We start from the raw sequence: 16390 nt of genomic DNA, 5'->3' as shown, positions 1-16390 counted from the left end.
GTCTAGAGGACGAAGGCCGGGTTCCCGTTGTCCGTCACCATCGGGCGCCCGGCGCCGTCCCACGCCTGCATCCCGCCGTTCACGTTGACGGCGTCGATGCCCTGCCCCACCAGGTACTGGGTGACCTGGGCGCTGCGACCGCCCACACGGCACATCACGTACGCGGTGCGGCCGTCGGCGACCGCTTCCGTCACCTCACCGAAGCGGGCGACGAAGTCGCTCATCGGGACGTGCAGCGCGCCCTCGACATGCCCGGCCGCCCATTCGTCGTCCTCCCGGACGTCCAGGACGAGGCCTTCGGCGGGCACCGCGGCGGCCTCCACCGAGGGGAGCGGTCCGAAGTTCATGACAGTCGCCTTCTCTCTTCACGGGTCTGGCCTGCCAACCTATCCGACCCCTGGGCCAGGGCTCACGGAGTCGCGTAGGACGCCAGTTCCGCCTCGCGCTCGGAGACCTGGGCCAGCAGCTGCTCGGCGATCTCCTCCAGCAGCCGGTCCGGGTCGTCGGGCGCCATCCGCAGCATCGCGCCGATCGCGCTGTCCTCCAGCTCCTTGGCCACCATCGACAGCAGCTCCTTGCGCTGCGACAGCCACTCCAGCCGGGCGTACAGCTCCTCGCTCTCGCTCGGCGCCGCGGCCTGCGGCACCGGACCGGCGTCCCACTCCTCGGCCAGCTCGCGCAGCAGCTGCTCCTCACCGCGGCCGTAGGCGGCGTTGACCCGTGCGATGAACGCGTCACGGCGCGTGCGCTCGGCCTCGTCCTGCGCGAGGTCCGGGTGGGCCCGGCGAACCAGCTCGCGGTAGAGCCGGCGGACCTCCTCCGAGGGGCGCACCCGCTGCGGCGGGCGCACCGGCCGGTCGGTGAGCATGGCCCCGGCGTCGTCGGAGATGCCGTCCGAGCCCAGCCAGTCGTGGAACAGTTCGTCCACGCCGGGCATCGGCATGACCAGCGAGCGGGCCTCCTGGGCCCGCCGCAGGTCCTCGGGATCGCCGCTGCGGGCGGCCTTCGCCTCCGCGATCAGCGCGTCCAGCTCGTCGAGCCGGGAGTACATCGGGCCGAGCTTCTGGTGGTGGAGCCGGGAGAAGTTCTCGACCTCCACCCGGAAGGTCTCCACGGCGATCTCGAACTCGATCAGTGCCTGCTCGGCGGCCCGCACGGCACGCTCCAGGCGCGCCTCGGGCCGCTCGTCACCGGAAGCGGTGGGCTCTTCGGGGGCTGTGTGTCCGCTCTGCTCGCTCACCCGGCCAGCCTACGGCCCGGCCGGGGGGAGGTTTCACGTGAAACATGCCCCCGGCGCGGGCGGAGCCGGCGCTCAGACGCCGAACTCGGCCGCGATCCGGCCGGAGCGCACCGCTGCCAGCAGGTCGGCGTGGTCGGCCTCGCTGCGGTCGGCGTAGGCCACGGCGAAGGCGCCGACCGCCTCGTCCAGCTCCTCGTTCTTGCCGCAGTACCCGGCCAGCAGGCGCGGGTCGGCACTGTGGGCGTGCGCCCGGGCCAGCAGGGCGCCGGTCATCCGGCCGTAGTCGTCGATCTGGTCGGGGGTCAGCGCCGCCGGGTCCACGCTGCCCTTGCGGTTGCGGAACTGGCGGACCTGGTACGGACGCCCCTCGACGGTGGTCCAGCCGAGCAGGATGTCGGAGACCACCTGCATCCGCTTCTGCCCGGCCACCACCCGGCGGCCCTCGTGCTCCTCCTCCGGGGAGTGGAAGCCCAGCGCGGGCAGGTGCGGCAGCAGCACCGAGGGCCGGGCCTCCTTGACCTGGAGCACCAGCGGCTCACCCCGGTGGTCCAGCAGCAGCACCACGTACGAGCGGGTGCCGACGCTGCCGGTACCGACGACACGGAAGGCCACGTCGTGGATCGAGTAGCGGGCCAGCAGCGGCAGCCGGTCCCCCGACAGGGTCGTCAGGTAGGGGCCCAGCGAGGCGGCCACGGCGGCGGCCTCCCGGTCACCGACCCGGCGCAGCACGGGCAGCGCGTCGACGAAGCGGCGGCTGCCGTCCTCACACCCCTCGGTGGACTTGGCGGCGAACCGGGCGGAGGTGTTGTTGCGGGCCTTCTCCGAGACCCGTTCCAGCGTGCCCAGCAGGTCGCGGGCGTCGGTGTGGGAGACGAGCTCCTCGTCGGCGATGGCGTTCCACGCGTCGAGCGCGGGCAGCTTGGCCAGCAGTCGCATGGTGCGCCGGTAGGCGCCCACGGCGTCCCGCGCCGCCGCCCGGCAGGTGTCCTCGTCGGCGCCCGCGACGCGCCCGGCCAGCACGAGCGAGGTGGCGAGCCGCTTCACGTCCCACTCCCACGGGCCGAAGACGGTCTCGTCGAAGTCGTTGAGGTCGATCACCAGGCGGCCGCGCGCGTCCCCGTAGAGACCGAAGTTGGCCGCGTGCGCGTCGCCGCAGATCTGCGCGCCCACCCCGGTCACCGGACCGCCGGACAGGTCGTGCGCCATCAGGCCCGCGGCACCGCGCAGGAAGGCGAAGGGGTTGGCGGCCATCCGGCCCACGCGTATCGGGGTCAGCTCGGCGACCCGGCCGACGTTCGACTCCTCCACCGCGCGCACGGCGTCCGGGCGGTCGGCGGGCATCTCGAAGGAGGCGTGGGCGGTGCGCGGTACGCGCAGCCGCAGCGCCTTGCCGGCCTCCTTGGCGGAGCCCGTCACGGCCCTGGGGGCGAAGCCCGGAACGCGCGGGATCCGACCGCCGGCCCGTCCCACGGCCGCACCGGCGGCTTCCGCCGCGTCCGTCGCGTACTGTCCCGATGCCGTCACCATCTGCCCTGCCCCCGCACCTCGTCCGCCCCGCCGGCCGCTTCTTCGCCGGTCAGGTGGGCCCGACCGTACCCCAAGTCCCCTGCACGGCACCGCCACAGGGCCGCCACAGCCCTGCTACAAACCGGCGTCCCGGGCGAGCAGCGCCGCCTGCACCCGGTTCTCGCACTCCAGCTTGGCGAGGATCCGGCTCACGTACGTCTTCACCGTCGCCTCGCTCATGTGGAGCCTGCGTCCGGCGTCCGCGTTGGACAGTCCCTCCCCGAGCAGCGCCAGCACCCCGCGCTCCCGCTCGCTCAGCCCGTCCACCCGCCGCCGGGCCTCCTCGGCACGGCCCGCGGCCCGACCGGTGGCCAGTTGGTCCACCACGTGCCGGGTCGCGGCGGGGGACAGCCAGGCGTCGCCCGCGGCCGCCGCCCGGACCGCGCCGATCAGCTCGCCGGGCGCCGAGTCCTTCAGCAGGAAACCCGCGCCGCCCTCGCCGAGCGCCCGCAGGACGTTCTCCCGCTCCCCGAAGGTGGTGAGGATCAGCACCCGCGCCCCCGGTACCGCCCGGCCCAGCTCACCCAGCGCGGTCAGCCCGTCCATCACGGGCATCTGGATGTCCAGCAGCACCACGTCCGGGGCGTGCGAGCGGGCCAGCTCCACCGCCTCCCGCCCGTCGGCCCCCTCCGCGACGACCTCGATGTCCGGCGCCGAGGTCAGGATCATCCTGATCCCGGCCCGGATCAGCGGCTCGTCGTCAGCGATCACCACTCGGATCACCTTGGCTGTCACCCGCGCTCCTACTGCTTGACCTCGTACGTCTGCTTCTCGACGAGCTTGCCGTCCCGGAAGCAGAACCGGAAAACCGTGTCGGCCGTCATCTCGCTGTCCTCCACCGACAGCAGGGCGAAGCAGTCCGTCCCCTCCGGCCTCGGCGGTCCCTTCTGTTCCAGGCCCGACGTCATGACGCTGTCCCCGTCCGGCAGCCGGTCGCGGACCTCCTGTTCGGACTGGCCCACCTGCACGGCGTCGTACGTGCTCCTGCTGATCATCGCCTTGTTCGCCGAGCCCACCAGCAGGGCCACCCCGGCGCCCAGCACGATGACCAGCAGCACCAGGGCCGCCACCGCGATCCCGCAGCCCATCGCGACACCCCCGGCCCGGGTGCGGACGGGCACGGTCAGCTCGCGGTCCAGCGCCGCCCAGTCCATCGGCGGTGCCGTCCTGGACGCCCCCTGGAGGGCCAGCTCCCGCGCCTGCGGCCCCTGCCCGAAGTCGTCGGCCACGTCCTCGACGACACCGGCCGGCTCCGTCCCGTACGGCAGCACTCCCGCCACCCGGAACCCGCCGTCCTCGGTGGCGCCCGCGTGCACCATGCCGCCGACCAACCGGGCCCGCTCGCGCAGCCCCGTCAGGCCCTGCCCGCCGGAGACCACCTCGCCGGAAGTCCCTTCGACCACCGGGCCGTTGGCGATCTCCACCACCAGCGAGTCGTCCTCGTACCGCAGTTCCACGGTGATCGACGACCCCGGCGCGTGCTTGTAGGCGTTGGTCAGCGCCTCCTGCACGATCCGGTACGCCGCGTGGTCGCAGGCCGCGACCAGCGGCCGGGGCCGCCCGGCGGTGCCGAGGCGCACGTCGGTCCCCGCGGCCCGTGCCGCTTCCACGATGCCCGCGATCCCGGCCACCCCACGTGCGGCCGGCTGCGCCTCCTCGACGGGAGCCGGGGCCTCCACCCCGTCGCGCAGGATCCCGACGACCTCCCGCAGTTCGTGCATCGCCGCCACCGAGGCCTGCCGCAGCACCCCGACCGCCTCGCGCTGGCGGTCGGTCAGCGACGGGTCCACCTCCAGCGCCCCGGTGTGCACCGAGATCAGCGCCAGCTGGTGGCCCAGGCTGTCGTGCATGTCCTGGGCGATCCGCTGCCGTTCCCGCAGCCGGGCCTGCCCGGCGACCATCGTCCGCTCCAGCACCAGCCGGTCGTTGCGCTCCTGGAGGGCGCTCAGCAGGGTCCGGCGCTGATGCCAGTAGCGGCTGGCCAGACCGGGCATGACGATCGCGGCCAGGAACAGCAGGGTGGTGAACACGACCGTCAGCAGGGGCCGCATCTGCGCCCACTGGTCGACCAGCGTGAGGACGACCGTCGCGAGGAAGGCCAGCACGAACGCGCCGAGCGCCCGGCCCACCCCCACGATCCGCCGTCCCGCGGACCAGCCGAGCAGGATCGTCACGAGGAACACGGCGGGCAGGAACGCGCTCGCGGCCGCACCCAGCACCAGCGTGACCGCCGGCAGCCGCCTGCGCAGCAGCACCAGCGCCACCACGGCCACGGCCCCCAGGGCCATCTTCAGACCGGAGCTGTTGCTGAGTTCGTCGACGCCGAGTCCCAGCAGGGCCAGCAACCCGGCGATCGTCAGGTCTCCGGCCAGCATCCGCCGGGACCAGGGCTCCGGCCCCTTCAGCCAGTCCCGGCCCGCACGCATCCTCGCCTCGGCATCCACACGCCCGACCCTAGACAGCCGTGCAGGCCGGCGCCCGCCCTCTTTCGTCGCGCCCTGCGCGACGAAAGTCGTACGGGCGAGGACAGGGCGGCGGTCAGTAGCGGTAGTGGTCGGGCTTGTACGGGCCCTCGACCTTCACGCCGATGTAGGCGGCCTGCTCCGGACGGAGCGTGGTGAGCTTGACGCCGAGGGCGTCGAGGTGGAGGCGGGCGACCTTCTCGTCGAGGTGCTTGGGCAGCACGTACACGTCGGTCGGGTACTCCTCCGGCTTGGTGAACAGCTCGATCTGCGCGAGGGTCTGGTCCGCGAAGGAGTTCGACATCACGAAGGACGGGTGACCCGTCGCGTTGCCCAGGTTCAGCAGACGGCCCTCCGACAGCACGATCAGGACCTTGCCGTCGGGGAACGTCCAGGTGTGGACCTGCGGCTTGACCTCGTCCTTCACGATGCCCGCAACCTTGGCCAGACCGGCCATGTCGATCTCGTTGTCGAAGTGGCCGATGTTGCCCACGATCGCCTGGTGCTTCATCCTGGCCATGTCCGCGGCCATGATGATGTCCTTGTTGCCCGTCGTCGTGATGAAGATGTCCGCGATCTCCACCACATCGTCGAGAGTGGCGACCTGGTAGCCGTCCATCGCCGCCTGCAGCGCACAGATCGGGTCGATCTCCGTGACGATCACCCGCGCGCCCTGCCCGCGCAGCGACTCCGCACAGCCCTTGCCGACATCGCCATAACCGCACACGACCGCGACCTTGCCGCCGATCAGGACATCCGTGGCACGGTTGATGCCATCGATGAGGGAGTGGCGGCAGCCGTACTTGTTGTCGAACTTCGACTTCGTCACCGCGTCGTTCACGTTGATCGCCGGGAAGAGAAGCTCGCCCGCGGCCATCATCTCGTAGAGGCGGTGCACACCCGTGGTGGTCTCCTCCGTCACCCCCCGGATCCCCGCCGCCAGCGCCGTCCAGTCGAGGTCCGTCCTCGCCAGCAGACCCAGGACGATCGCCATCTCCTCGCTGTCCGCCGTGGAGACGTCCGGCACCGCGCCCGCCTTCTGGTACTCCACCCCCTTGTGGACCAGCAGGGTGGCATCACCACCGTCGTCCAGGATCATGTTCGGACCCGCGTGCCCCGGCCAGGTCAACGCCTGCTCCGTGCACCACCAGTACTCCTCCAGCGACTCGCCCTTCCAGGCGAACACCGGAATCCCCGCAGCCGCGATCGCCGCGGCCGCATGGTCCTGTGTCGAATAGATGTTGCACGACACCCACCGCACCCGCGCCCCCAGCGCCACCAGCGTCTCGATCAACACCGCCGTCTGCACCGTCATGTGCAGGGACCCGGTGATACGGGCCCCCGCCAACGGCCGCGCCCCGGCGTACTCCCGCCGGATCGACATCAGACCCGGCATCTCGTGCTCGGCCAGAGTGATCTCCTTACGCCCGAACTCGGCGAGAGAGATATCGGCGACCTTGTAGTCCATGGTGTTGCTCCGTGACGGGGTAGGGGCGGTAGGGGGGTTCAGATGCCGGCGGCGGTGCGGAGGGCGTCGACGCGGTCGGTGCGCTCCCAGGTGAAGTCGGGGAGCTCGCGGCCGAAGTGGCCGTAGGCGGCGGTCTGGGCGTAGATCGGGCGCAGCAGGTCGAGGTCGCGGATGATGGCGGCGGGGCGGAGGTCGAAGACGGTGGAGACGGCTTCCTGGATGCGCTCGTCGGGCAGGGTGCCGGTGCCGAAGGTCTCGACGAACAGGCCGACGGGCTCGGCCTTGCCGATCGCGTACGCGACCTGCACCTCGCAGCGGGCCGCGAGGCCGGCGGCGACGACGTTCTTCGCGACCCAGCGCATCGCGTACGCGGCCGAGCGGTCGACCTTCGACGGGTCCTTGCCGGAGAAGGCGCCGCCACCGTGACGGGCCATACCGCCGTACGTATCGATGATGATCTTGCGGCCGGTCAGACCGGCGTCACCCATCGGCCCGCCGACCTCGAAACGGCCGGTCGGATTGACCAGCAGCCGGTAGCCCTCGGTGTCCAGCTTGATGCCGTCCTCCGCCAGCTGCGCGAGCACGTGCTCCACCACGTGACGCCGCACATCGGGGATCAGCAGCCCGTCCAGGCTCACGTCGCCCGCGTGCTGCGAGGACACCACCACGGTGTCCAGGCGGACCGCGTTGCCTCCGTCGTACTCGATGGTGACCTGGGTCTTGCCGTCCGGGCGCAGGTACGGGACGGTCCCGTTCTTGCGGACCTGGGTCAGGCGGCGGGAGAGCCGGTGCGCGAGGTGGATCGGCAGCGGCATCAGCTCCGGCGTCTCGTCGCAGGCGTACCCGAACATCAGGCCCTGGTCACCGGCGCCCTGCCGGTCGAGCTCGTCCTCGTCGCCCTCCACCCGCGACTCGTACGCGGTGTCGACGCCCTGCGCGATGTCCGGCGACTGCGCCCCGATGGACACCGACACGCCGCAGGAGGCGCCGTCGAAGCCCTTCTTCGAGGAGTCGTAGCCGATCTCCAGGATCTTGTCGCGGACGAGCTGGGCGATCGGGGCGTACGCCTTCGTCGTCACCTCGCCCGCGATGTGCACCAGGCCGGTGGTGATCAGCGTCTCCACGGCCACGCGCGAGGCCGGGTCCTCGGTCAGGAGGGCGTCGAGGATCGTGTCGCTGATCTGGTCAGCGATCTTGTCCGGGTGGCCCTCGGTCACGGATTCCGAGGTGAACAGACGACGGGACATTCCGATGGCTCCTTGGCTCAGGTGCGGTGAAGCGGGGGGAAAGAAGGGCGGCGGCGATGTTTCACGTGAAACGCTCACGCGTCGGCGCCGGACGGGGTGAGGACGGCGGGTTCGAGCTCGCACCGGTACTGGTCGATGGCGGCGCGGATGGCGGCTTCGACGGCCTCGGGGGAGGCGGCACGGAAGCGGAACCGGCCGAGGATCTCGTCGTATCCGCCGTCGCCGGTGAACACCCGGCCGGGCTCGGGCAGGATCTCGGCGTACAGGCCGGGCACCGTGCCGCGCAGCTCGGGCCGCGCCAGCAGCCGCATGCCGACCGGCTCCGGGACCATCAGGAATCCCCCGCATTCGGTCCCGGCGGCGGGCACGGTGAGCGGCGGCTCGCCGAGCTCCAGCCGGATCCAGTCCCCGACCAGGTCCACGCCGTACACGTCGCGGCAGACGAACGGGATCTCACCGCCGCCGACACGGGCGCCGACTTCGAGGAACACGGGGCCGTCGCGGTGCTCGATGACCTCCAGGTGGAAAGCGCCCGTGCGCAGGCCGAGCGTGCGCAGGCTGTCCAGGGCGAAGTCCCGGATCCGGTCGGCCGACGGGCCCTGCTGGACGGCGGAGCCCAGCGGCGAGCCGTTGCCGAACTCGAAGCAGGTGTTCAGGTAGCGGGAGGCGAGGGCGAAGAGCGGCTCGCCCTCCCGCAGCAGGCCGTCCACGTGCCAGATCGGCCCCTGGACGAACTCCTCCGCCTCGTAGCCGCTCAGGTCCAGGCCCTCCAGCCGGGCGAGGACGGCGCGCTCGCCGAGTCCCTCTTCCAGCAGGACGCAGCCCGCGGAGGCGGCGCCGGTACGGGGCTTGAGCATCACGGGGCCCGGGTGCGCGGCGGCGAAGGCGGCGGCCTCGGCCGGGGTGGTGACGGTCCGGAACCGGGGGATGCGCAGGCCGGCTTCGGCGATGGCCGCCTTCATCACGGTCTTGTCCCGGAAGCGCAGGGCGGTGTCGGTGCCGGGGCCGGCGACGCCGAGCTCCTCGCGGACACGGGCGGCCGTCAGCAGGTCGAACTCGGAGAGCGCCAGGACCACGTCGGTACCGCCGAGGGCGAGATGGCAGCGCAGCGCGGCGGCGGTGACCGCGTCGGCGTCCGACGGGTCGGCGACGACCTCGGCATGGGCGGCGCCGCCGGGGAGCAGCGGCCGGTGGTCCGCGACGGTGACGTACGCGACCTGGTGGGCGGTGTGGTCGACGTAGCGGCCGTAGTCGGCGAAGTCGTCGCTCCACCGGTTGATGATGAGCACCCGCATGGGTTCAGTCCTCTCGATCCGGTCGTGTCTGCTCGGTACTCACGGTCAGGCCGCGACGGCGGCGGCCGCCGGGACGCGGTCCAGCGCCCGGTACAAGACGGTGTTCACCGCGTCGAGGACGGCGGTGAGGGCCGGCCGGTCGGCGGCCACGAGCACGGCGTGCCCGAACCGCTGCCGGAAGTCGGTGGCGGGGGTGACGAGGTCGCCGGGTGCGCAGTCGACGGTCAGCTCCCAGCACTGGGCGCCGGCGTCGATCACCCGGGCGAGGTCCGCGTACAGGGCCTCGGGGTCGTGGATCCGGCCGGGGGCCGGCGCGGTGAAGTAGACGGAGGCGGCGACCCGTCCGGAGGGGACCTCCGGGGCCGCGGCGTGCGGCAGGCCGGCCAGGACGCGGATGGCCGCCTCCGGCAGGCTCCGGCCGTGCACGGCGGAAACGAGCCGGTGGATGCGGTCGCCGCCGAGCCGGGCGGCGATCTCCAGGACCACGGGGCCGCGCGGCGAGAGGCGGGCCTCCAGGTGGAAGACGCCCGCCGTCAGGCCGAGCGCGCGGACGGCCCGTTCGGCGATCCGGCCCAGCGCCTGCCGGTCCGCCTCCGGGAGGTCGGCGTCGACGATGTGTCCGACCTCGACGAAGTGCGGTTCGGGGCCCAGGAGCTTCTGGGTCACGGCGGCGACGGTCACCTCCCCGGCGGCGGTGACCCAGCCCTCGACGCTGAACTCGGGCCCGGTCACGTACGACTCCAGCAGCAGGCGGGCGCCGACCGGCTGGCCCATGTCGTCGAGGACCCCCTCCTCGGCGGCCCGCTCCAGGTGAGCGCGCAGTTCGGCCATGCTGTCGATCCGCCGGACGCCCAGGCTGCCCGAGCCGTCGACCGGCTTGACGACGGCGGGGAAGCCGACGACCGCGGCGGCCTGGAGCAGGGTGTCCTCGGGGACGTCCCCGACGGTGAGCCGCACGCCCCGGGCGACGGCGACACCGCCCCGGGCCAGCCGGTCCTTCATCAGCGCCTTGTCCCGCAGCCGGGCGGCGACGGCCGGCCGCGGGCCGGGCAGCCCGAGCCGCTCGGCGGCGGCAGCGGCGACGGGGACCGCGTACTCGAAGCCGGGGACGACGGCGACGACCGTGCTGCGGGAGGCCAGCTCCTCGGCGGCCGCGGCGACCAGCTCGGCGGAGCGGGTCTCGACGACGGTGTAGCCGGCGCGGCCCCGGCCCACGAGCTCGCGGACGGCGGCGGGCGCCAGCTCCAGTGGGCGCCGGTCGAGGACGTGCACCCGCAGCCCCAGTCTCGTGGCGGCGGGCAGCAGGTCGACGCCCGAGGACTCCGGTTCCACGAGGAGGAGAATGTCGCGCGGATCGGCGGGGGCGGCTGCGGCGCTGAACGGATCAACCGGCGACAAGGTGCACCTCTTCATCACGGGCGGGCTGGATCTCGGGGGAGGAAGGCGACGCCGGGAACTCGTCCCCGGGGACGGCGCCGAAGTGGAAGCGCAGCACCGTCAGGCCCAGGGCCTGCACGGCGTACGCCTGGTGGTAGTAGGCCTGCGGCTCCGCGTCGGGGGCGATGTCCAGGTCGAACGTCGTCCGCTTCGGCTCGCCCGCGGTGACCTTGAGGCGCCGGACCGGCGGCCGGATCTCCGACTTCACGTAGGTGGGCACGACCAGGCCGACGTTGACGATGCCGCTCTGCGGGGCGGTGACCTCGACGGTGACCGGCAGCCGGCCGCCGAGCGCGACCAGGCCCGGGGACTCCACGCTCAGCACCGGTGCCCCGTCGAAGCTGTTCTCGACGTCACCGCAGCGCAGGCACGTGGACTGGTGGGTGACGGGGACGACCGGCAGACGGCCGGTCCGGCGGTAGCGCCACACGGGCCGCCCACAGCCGCAGGGCCGGGCGCCGGGCTCGGGAGCGGCGGCCTCGCTGCGCTCCCCGAAGTGGATCGGGAAGTCCATCAGGGGGTCGTCGGGGTGCTTGGCGAGCTGCTGCGCGAGGGCCAGGTCGAGGGCGCCGACCTGGGCGGCCAGGCCCTGCCGGGCCGCGCGCCGGTCCGCCTCGTCGCGGGCGGCGGTACGCCGGGTGTCGCGCAATAGCGCGGTGTGCAGCTGCTCCAGCCGGCCGCCCAGCGGGTGGTCCTCGGGCAGCAGCCCGCTGTGCAGCAGTGCGGCGACCCGGTCGCCGAGGTGCCGCCAGGGCTCGGCGGGTTCCGCCGCCGGTGCCGGTGCCGACTCCGGGCCGGTGCCCGCCGCGGCGCCGGTCGCGTCGCCGTCGCCGACGCCGACCTGGAGGAACACCGGGTAGGGGTTGATGTCGGACGCGCTCCGGTCGAGGGTGCGCGCCACACCGGAGCCGGGCTCGGCGCGCCTCAGCCAGGCGAGGTTCTCGGGGCGGTCCCCGTTGTTGGTGGTGAGGGCGGCGACCACGGTCTGGGCGGGCCCGTCGAGGGCGTTGAGGAGGATCTGGAACGCCGGGTCGTACAGGGCGAGGTCCGAGAGCGGCCCGCTCAGGCAGGTGTTGAGGACGATCTCCGCGGCCGGGATCCGGTGCGCGGGGATCAGCTTGTCCTCCGGCTTGTAGCAGCCGAGCCCGTACGCGCACTGCGGGCCGAGGGCGCCCGGCCGGCGCTCGGCGGCGGGGCTGCGGCCGCACAGGGTGAACTGGCCCAGGTTCAGGTTGTCGTCGCGGCCGTGGCCGTTGAACAGCAGCCGTCCCCAGCGGCCCTCCAGGACCAGGTCCTGGATGTCGAGCTGGGCGATGTCACCGGGGCCGAACCAGCGGCCGCCGGGGATGCCCGGCCGGCCGTCGTTGTCGGTGAAGACCCCGGCCGGCGCGTCGGAGGGGGCCCGGGCGTACTGCTTGGCGACCGTCCAGGCCAGCGAGTGGACGTCGCGGCCGGTCAGCACGCTCACGTCCCGGCCGTCGCGGTGCGCGGCGGCGAGCACGCCGGAGATCCGCTCGGAGGTCAGGGCCTCGTAAGTGCCGACGAGCAGGACCGAGCCGGGTGATCCGGCCGGCGGCCAGTCGGTCGCGGCCCCCTGGGCGGGCCAGTGGCCGGCCAGCGGCGCGGCCAGCAGCCGTACGGCTTCGGGGACTTCGCCGAGCAGGTAGCCGGTGGTGCCGCGCGGCGGGGTGCGCAGGCCCTCGTAGACCTCCTCGGCCAGGTCGAGGGCGCCGGTCAGGTCGGTGCGCGGGCCGGTCCACACCGGGACGGGGCCGGTACCGGGCGCCCGCAGGAAGGCGGTGACGGCGGTGGCGAACTCCGCCTCACCGTCGAACGGGGCGAAGACGCGGGGCGGCGAACCGTTGCTCATCGGGAACTCCTCGTCGCGGGAACCAGCTCGGTGGCGGACGGCTCCACCGGGACCGTCGGGGGCGCGGTCAGGGACCGTGCGAGTTCTTCCAGGGCGCCGTCCCGCACGTCCTCGGGGCCGGCCGCGGCCCATCCGGCGGGTACGGGGACCTCGGCGGGCCAGAGGCTGCGCCGGCCGTCCGGGCCGTCCGGGCCGTCCAGGACCAAGTACAGCGCGCCCGTGTCCTCGAACGGGTCGTGCACGGCGGCGGCTTCGACCGCTTCCGGCGTCTCCCGTCCGGCGGCCCGGACGACGACGCCGGTACGCAGCATCAGCGCCCCGGGAGCGCCGTACGGGTCGGCGACCCACCGCGTGGCGTCCCCGGCCCGCTCCGGGCGCGTCCCGCCCAGCGCGGAGCCGGCCAGGTACAGCGTTCCCACCAGGCCCGGGGCGACCGGGCGCAGGGCGGGGTCGAGGACCCGTACGGCCTGGTTCCACAGCGGGGCGGCCCCGGCGGCGGTACGGACGGTGGTCAGCCGGACCCCGTGCGCCCACCGGTGTTCCAGGACGACCGGTGAGCCGGCGGGGCCGGAGGTGTCCTGCCCGGGGTGGGCACCGGACGGGTGCCAGCCGGAGTCGGAGCAGATCACCGAGAGCACCGGCGGCGCGGGCGCGGCGGGTTCGGCCTCCCGTACGGCGCGGGCCGTCTCCGCGACGGCGCGGGCGGGGCCGGACAGTTCGGCCGCTCCCGTACCGGCGGGCCACGGCGCCCGCTGCCCGGGGGCGTCCGCCCCGGGACCGGGCAGGTGCACGGTGGCACCGCAGGCGAGGGCGTCGGCGATGTCGAGGAAGCCGAAGTCGGTGTCCGGGTCGGGGATCACGGCCCGCGGTGCGCCGGCCTCGGCCGGCATCGTCGCGAACCGCCAGGCCCCCAGGGCGCGCAGCGGCCCGGCGTCCAGCAGGACCAGGCCCTCGGGCGTGACGGTGGCGAGCACCGGGTCGCCGGCCCGCGCGACGGGCAGGGCCGCGGCGGGGGGTTCCGCCCCGTCCGGGCCGGCGGGCACCGCGGGCACCCCGGGCCACGGGGTGACGGCGTCGGACGTGACCACGGCGACGGGCGGCACGTCGACCGGCGGGACGGCCCGGCCGGGCGGCAGCGGGAGGCAGGCGGCACCGGACTTGGCGACGGCCGCGTAGGCCACCACGAGGTCCCGGCCGGCCGGCAGCCGGACCGCCACGAGCCGTCCGGGGCCCGCCCCGAGGGCCAGCAGCCGGCGGGCGAGGAGCCCGGCCCGCTCCTCCAGCGCGGCATGCGTGAGCCAGGAGTCCGGGGTGACGACGGCCGGGGCCTGCGGGGTCAGCAGGGCCTGCATCCCGAGCATGGCGGGCAGCGGGGTCTGCGGCACGGTGTGCTCCGCCCCAGAGCCCGCGCGGTCGCCGGCCTCGCCGGGCAGGTCCAGGCCGAGCGTGTCGATCCGCCGGCCGGGGTCGGCCACCACGGCGTCGAGGAGCCGCTCCAGCCGCGCACCGAAGACCGCGGCCCGCGCACCGCCGCCGGCGGGTATCCGGACGCGGCCCTCCACTCCGGCGGGGGCTCCGGTCTCCGACCAGCGCTCGGTCAACTCCAGCACGGGGCCGTCGGCGGCGGCCGCCACGGCCGCGCCCTCACGGCCGCCCTCGGCGGGATCCAGCGTCAGCGTCGCGGCCGGACCTCCCGCCGTCGCGGAACCCCCGGCCGCCCAGGCCGCCACGGAGGCGGCGCGCACCCGCTCCAGCAGGGTCGTGAAGTCGGGACGGCCGTCGACGGCCGAGGTGACCGTCACGGCGGGGAGCCCACCGCTCGCCAGTGCCACCGGGACGGCGTCCGACCCGGACATCCGGGCCAGCAGCGCGGTGACGGCCGCGTGCAGCGCCATCCCGGAGGTGGCCCCGTGCTCGCGGGCCAGCGCGGTCAGCCCGCGGTGCGCGGCCGCGCCGATGACCAGCGGGGCCTCGGACCACCCGTCCGCTCCCGCGCACCCGAGGTCCGGCCGCGACGTCGCGGCGGCCCGTCCGGCCGGCGGGCGGGGGCTCTGCCGGCGCACCAGCTCGGCCAGGGCCGCGACCGTCCGGGCGTCGTAGACGCTGCGCATGCCCAGGGCCACGCCCAGGACGGAACGGATCCTGCCGACGAGCCGGGCCGAGGCCAGGGAGTGGCCGCCGATCCCGAAGAAGTCCTGGTCGCAGCCGACGGTGTGCCGGGGCAGGGCGAGCACCTCCGCGAACAGCGCGCGGACGGTGTCCTCGTACGGGTCCCGGGGCGCGGCCCGCTCCCCCGTCGCACCCGGGGCCGGACGGGCCGGGGCGGCGGCGTCGGCGCCCGCTTCGAGGGCGGCCGGGGCGTTGGCGTAGCGGCCGGGGTCGTCGAAGGACGGCGCGGCGCCCGACCCGGCGGTCTCCCGGTCCAGGTACACGCCGGTGACGGCGGGTTCCCCCGGGCCTCCGACGGCGGGCCAGAGCACCAGGTCGAAGCGGGTGTGGTCGGCGCCGCAGAGGGTGACCGCGGCCCGGTGTCCGGCCTGCTCGGCGAGCTCGCGCAGGGCGTCCGGCTCGACGGCGTCCGGGAAGGCCCCGTGCAGGGCGGCGCGTACCTCGTCGGCCGGGCGGTCCTCGGCCAGCGCCGTGCGGCAGGCCTCCTCCCCCGCGAGGCGGGCGTTGGGCACGCCGGCGATCCGCAGCGGTCCGGTCACCCCGGCCAGCCGGGCGCGCAGGGCGTCCGGGTCGAGCCCCTCGGCGCTCCAGTCCAGCCGCGGCGCGTCCGCGAGGTCCAGGCCCGGGGCGGCGGTGCGGAGCACCACGTCGTAGCGGTGGCGGGTCAGCTCGTTGTGGAAGGCACTCGCCTTGAGCCGTACGTCCACGGCCTCCAGTTCGGGCAGCAGCTCCGGCAGGGCCGCGAAGTAGGCGGGGGCGAGGGCGAGTTCCTTCTCCCCGGCGGCGGTCCGCGCGGCCGCGTCCCGCAGCGCGGCGGTGTCCGGGGCGGCGCCGGCGTCGCGGCCGAGGGCGACGGCCGTGTGGAAGCGGGGCAGCAGCTCCAGGTCACGGACGTCACCGACGAAGACGGACCCGCCCGGGGCGAGGAGCAGGACGGCCTTCGTCAGCACCTCCGTGAGGTAGTCGACGTGCGGGAAGTACTGGACCACCGAGTTGATGACGACGGTGTCGAAGTGTCCGGCGGGCAGCTCGTCCAACAGGTGCGCCGGGGCGGCCTGGAGCCGTACCTTCCGCGCCGTCTCGGCGGGCTGCGCCGCCAGGTGGGCGCGCAGCGCCCCGATGACGGCCTCGGACATGTCCGCGCCCCAGTACTCCTCGCAGTCGTCGAGGAGCCGCGACATCAGCAGACCCGAGCCGACACCGATCTCCAGGACGCGGCGGGGCCGCAGCGCGCGGATGCTGCGGACGGTGTCGTCGCGCCAGTGCCGCATCTGCTCCAGGGGGATGGGCAGACCGTCGTAGCTGCTCTCCCAGCCGGCGAAGTTCTCGCCGAAATCGGCGGCGTCGGCGTCCCGGTACAGCTCCTGGTAGATCTCGTGCCAGCCCCTGACCTGACGGTCGCCGTCGGCGGCCGCGCCGGCCGCGGCGCCGGCCGCGGTTCCGGTGTACTCCGGCATCGTGCTGTCCTCCGTCGTGATGTGGCTCGTCATCCGTCGCTCGGAATCCCATGCTGCGGGCGCCGGAAGCCGGGGAACAGGTGAATCCGGTGGCATAAAAAGCTCTGGCACCTGTATGCCAATTCGGCCCCGGAACCGACCCGCGGACACGGCCCGCTGACACAGTCCTGCCAGGGCTT

Annotated in this window: 11 protein-coding genes; all 11 read right to left on the bottom strand. The window is 74.3% G+C overall.

Annotated elements, in window-relative coordinates:
* Positions 1 to 2 precede the first annotated feature (2 nt).
* The 11 genes from ACZ5NJ_RS14830 to ACZ5NJ_RS14780 all read right to left on the bottom strand — a co-directional run bounded on the left by ACZ5NJ_RS14830 (position 3) and on the right by ACZ5NJ_RS14780 (position 16244).
* The gene (locus ACZ5NJ_RS14830; RefSeq protein ID WP_468765227.1) at positions 3 to 347 is read right to left on the bottom strand and encodes a rhodanese-like domain-containing protein; all 345 of its coding nucleotides are present in this window, start codon (positions 345 to 347) and stop codon (positions 3 to 5) included.
* 62 nt (positions 348 to 409) lie between these two features.
* Complete coding sequence (locus ACZ5NJ_RS14825) at positions 410 to 1240, bottom strand: J domain-containing protein (protein ID WP_468765226.1); 831 nt, start codon at positions 1238 to 1240, stop codon at positions 410 to 412.
* A 72-nt stretch (positions 1241 to 1312) separates the two neighbouring features.
* The gene (locus ACZ5NJ_RS14820) at positions 1313 to 2767 is read right to left on the bottom strand and encodes a DUF2252 domain-containing protein (protein ID WP_468765225.1); all 1455 of its coding nucleotides are present in this window, start codon (positions 2765 to 2767) and stop codon (positions 1313 to 1315) included.
* 114 nt (positions 2768 to 2881) lie between these two features.
* Positions 2882 to 3541, bottom strand: a complete 660-nt coding sequence (locus ACZ5NJ_RS14815) for a response regulator (RefSeq protein ID WP_468765224.1) — start codon at positions 3539 to 3541, stop codon at positions 2882 to 2884.
* 8 nt (positions 3542 to 3549) lie between these two features.
* Positions 3550 to 5232: a sensor histidine kinase gene (locus tag ACZ5NJ_RS14810; RefSeq protein WP_468765260.1), complete on the bottom strand. Its 1683-nt coding sequence runs from the start codon at positions 5230 to 5232 to the stop codon at positions 3550 to 3552.
* A gap of 112 nt (positions 5233 to 5344) precedes the next feature.
* Positions 5345 to 6736 carry an adenosylhomocysteinase gene (gene ahcY / locus ACZ5NJ_RS14805; RefSeq protein WP_468765223.1) on the bottom strand — a complete coding sequence of 464 codons (1392 nt, stop codon included), beginning with the start codon at positions 6734 to 6736 and terminating at the stop codon, positions 5345 to 5347.
* Positions 6737 to 6774: 38 nt separating this feature from the next.
* On the bottom strand, positions 6775 to 7983 hold the full coding sequence (gene metK, locus ACZ5NJ_RS14800; RefSeq protein WP_468765222.1) for a methionine adenosyltransferase: 1209 nt from the start codon (positions 7981 to 7983) through the stop codon (positions 6775 to 6777).
* A 74-nt stretch (positions 7984 to 8057) separates the two neighbouring features.
* On the bottom strand, positions 8058 to 9278 hold the full coding sequence (locus tag ACZ5NJ_RS14795) for an ATP-grasp domain-containing protein (protein WP_468765221.1): 1221 nt from the start codon (positions 9276 to 9278) through the stop codon (positions 8058 to 8060).
* Positions 9279 to 9323: 45 nt separating this feature from the next.
* Positions 9324 to 10610: an ATP-grasp domain-containing protein gene (locus ACZ5NJ_RS14790; protein WP_468765220.1), complete on the bottom strand. Its 1287-nt coding sequence runs from the start codon at positions 10608 to 10610 to the stop codon at positions 9324 to 9326.
* A gap of 52 nt (positions 10611 to 10662) precedes the next feature.
* Positions 10663 to 12585, bottom strand: a complete 1923-nt coding sequence (locus ACZ5NJ_RS14785) for a hypothetical protein (protein WP_468765219.1) — start codon at positions 12583 to 12585, stop codon at positions 10663 to 10665.
* Positions 12582 to 16244, bottom strand: coding sequence for an AMP-binding protein (locus ACZ5NJ_RS14780; RefSeq protein ID WP_468765218.1), 3663 nt, complete (start codon positions 16242 to 16244; stop codon positions 12582 to 12584). The genes ACZ5NJ_RS14785 and ACZ5NJ_RS14780 overlap by 4 nt, the downstream gene beginning before the upstream one ends.
* Positions 16245 to 16390 lie beyond the last annotated feature (146 nt).

The sequence above is a fragment of the Streptomyces sp. NPDC032091 genome, assembly GCF_055580265.1.
Note: the sequence above shows the minus strand (reverse complement) of the source record. Positions and strands in the feature narration are given on the sequence as shown.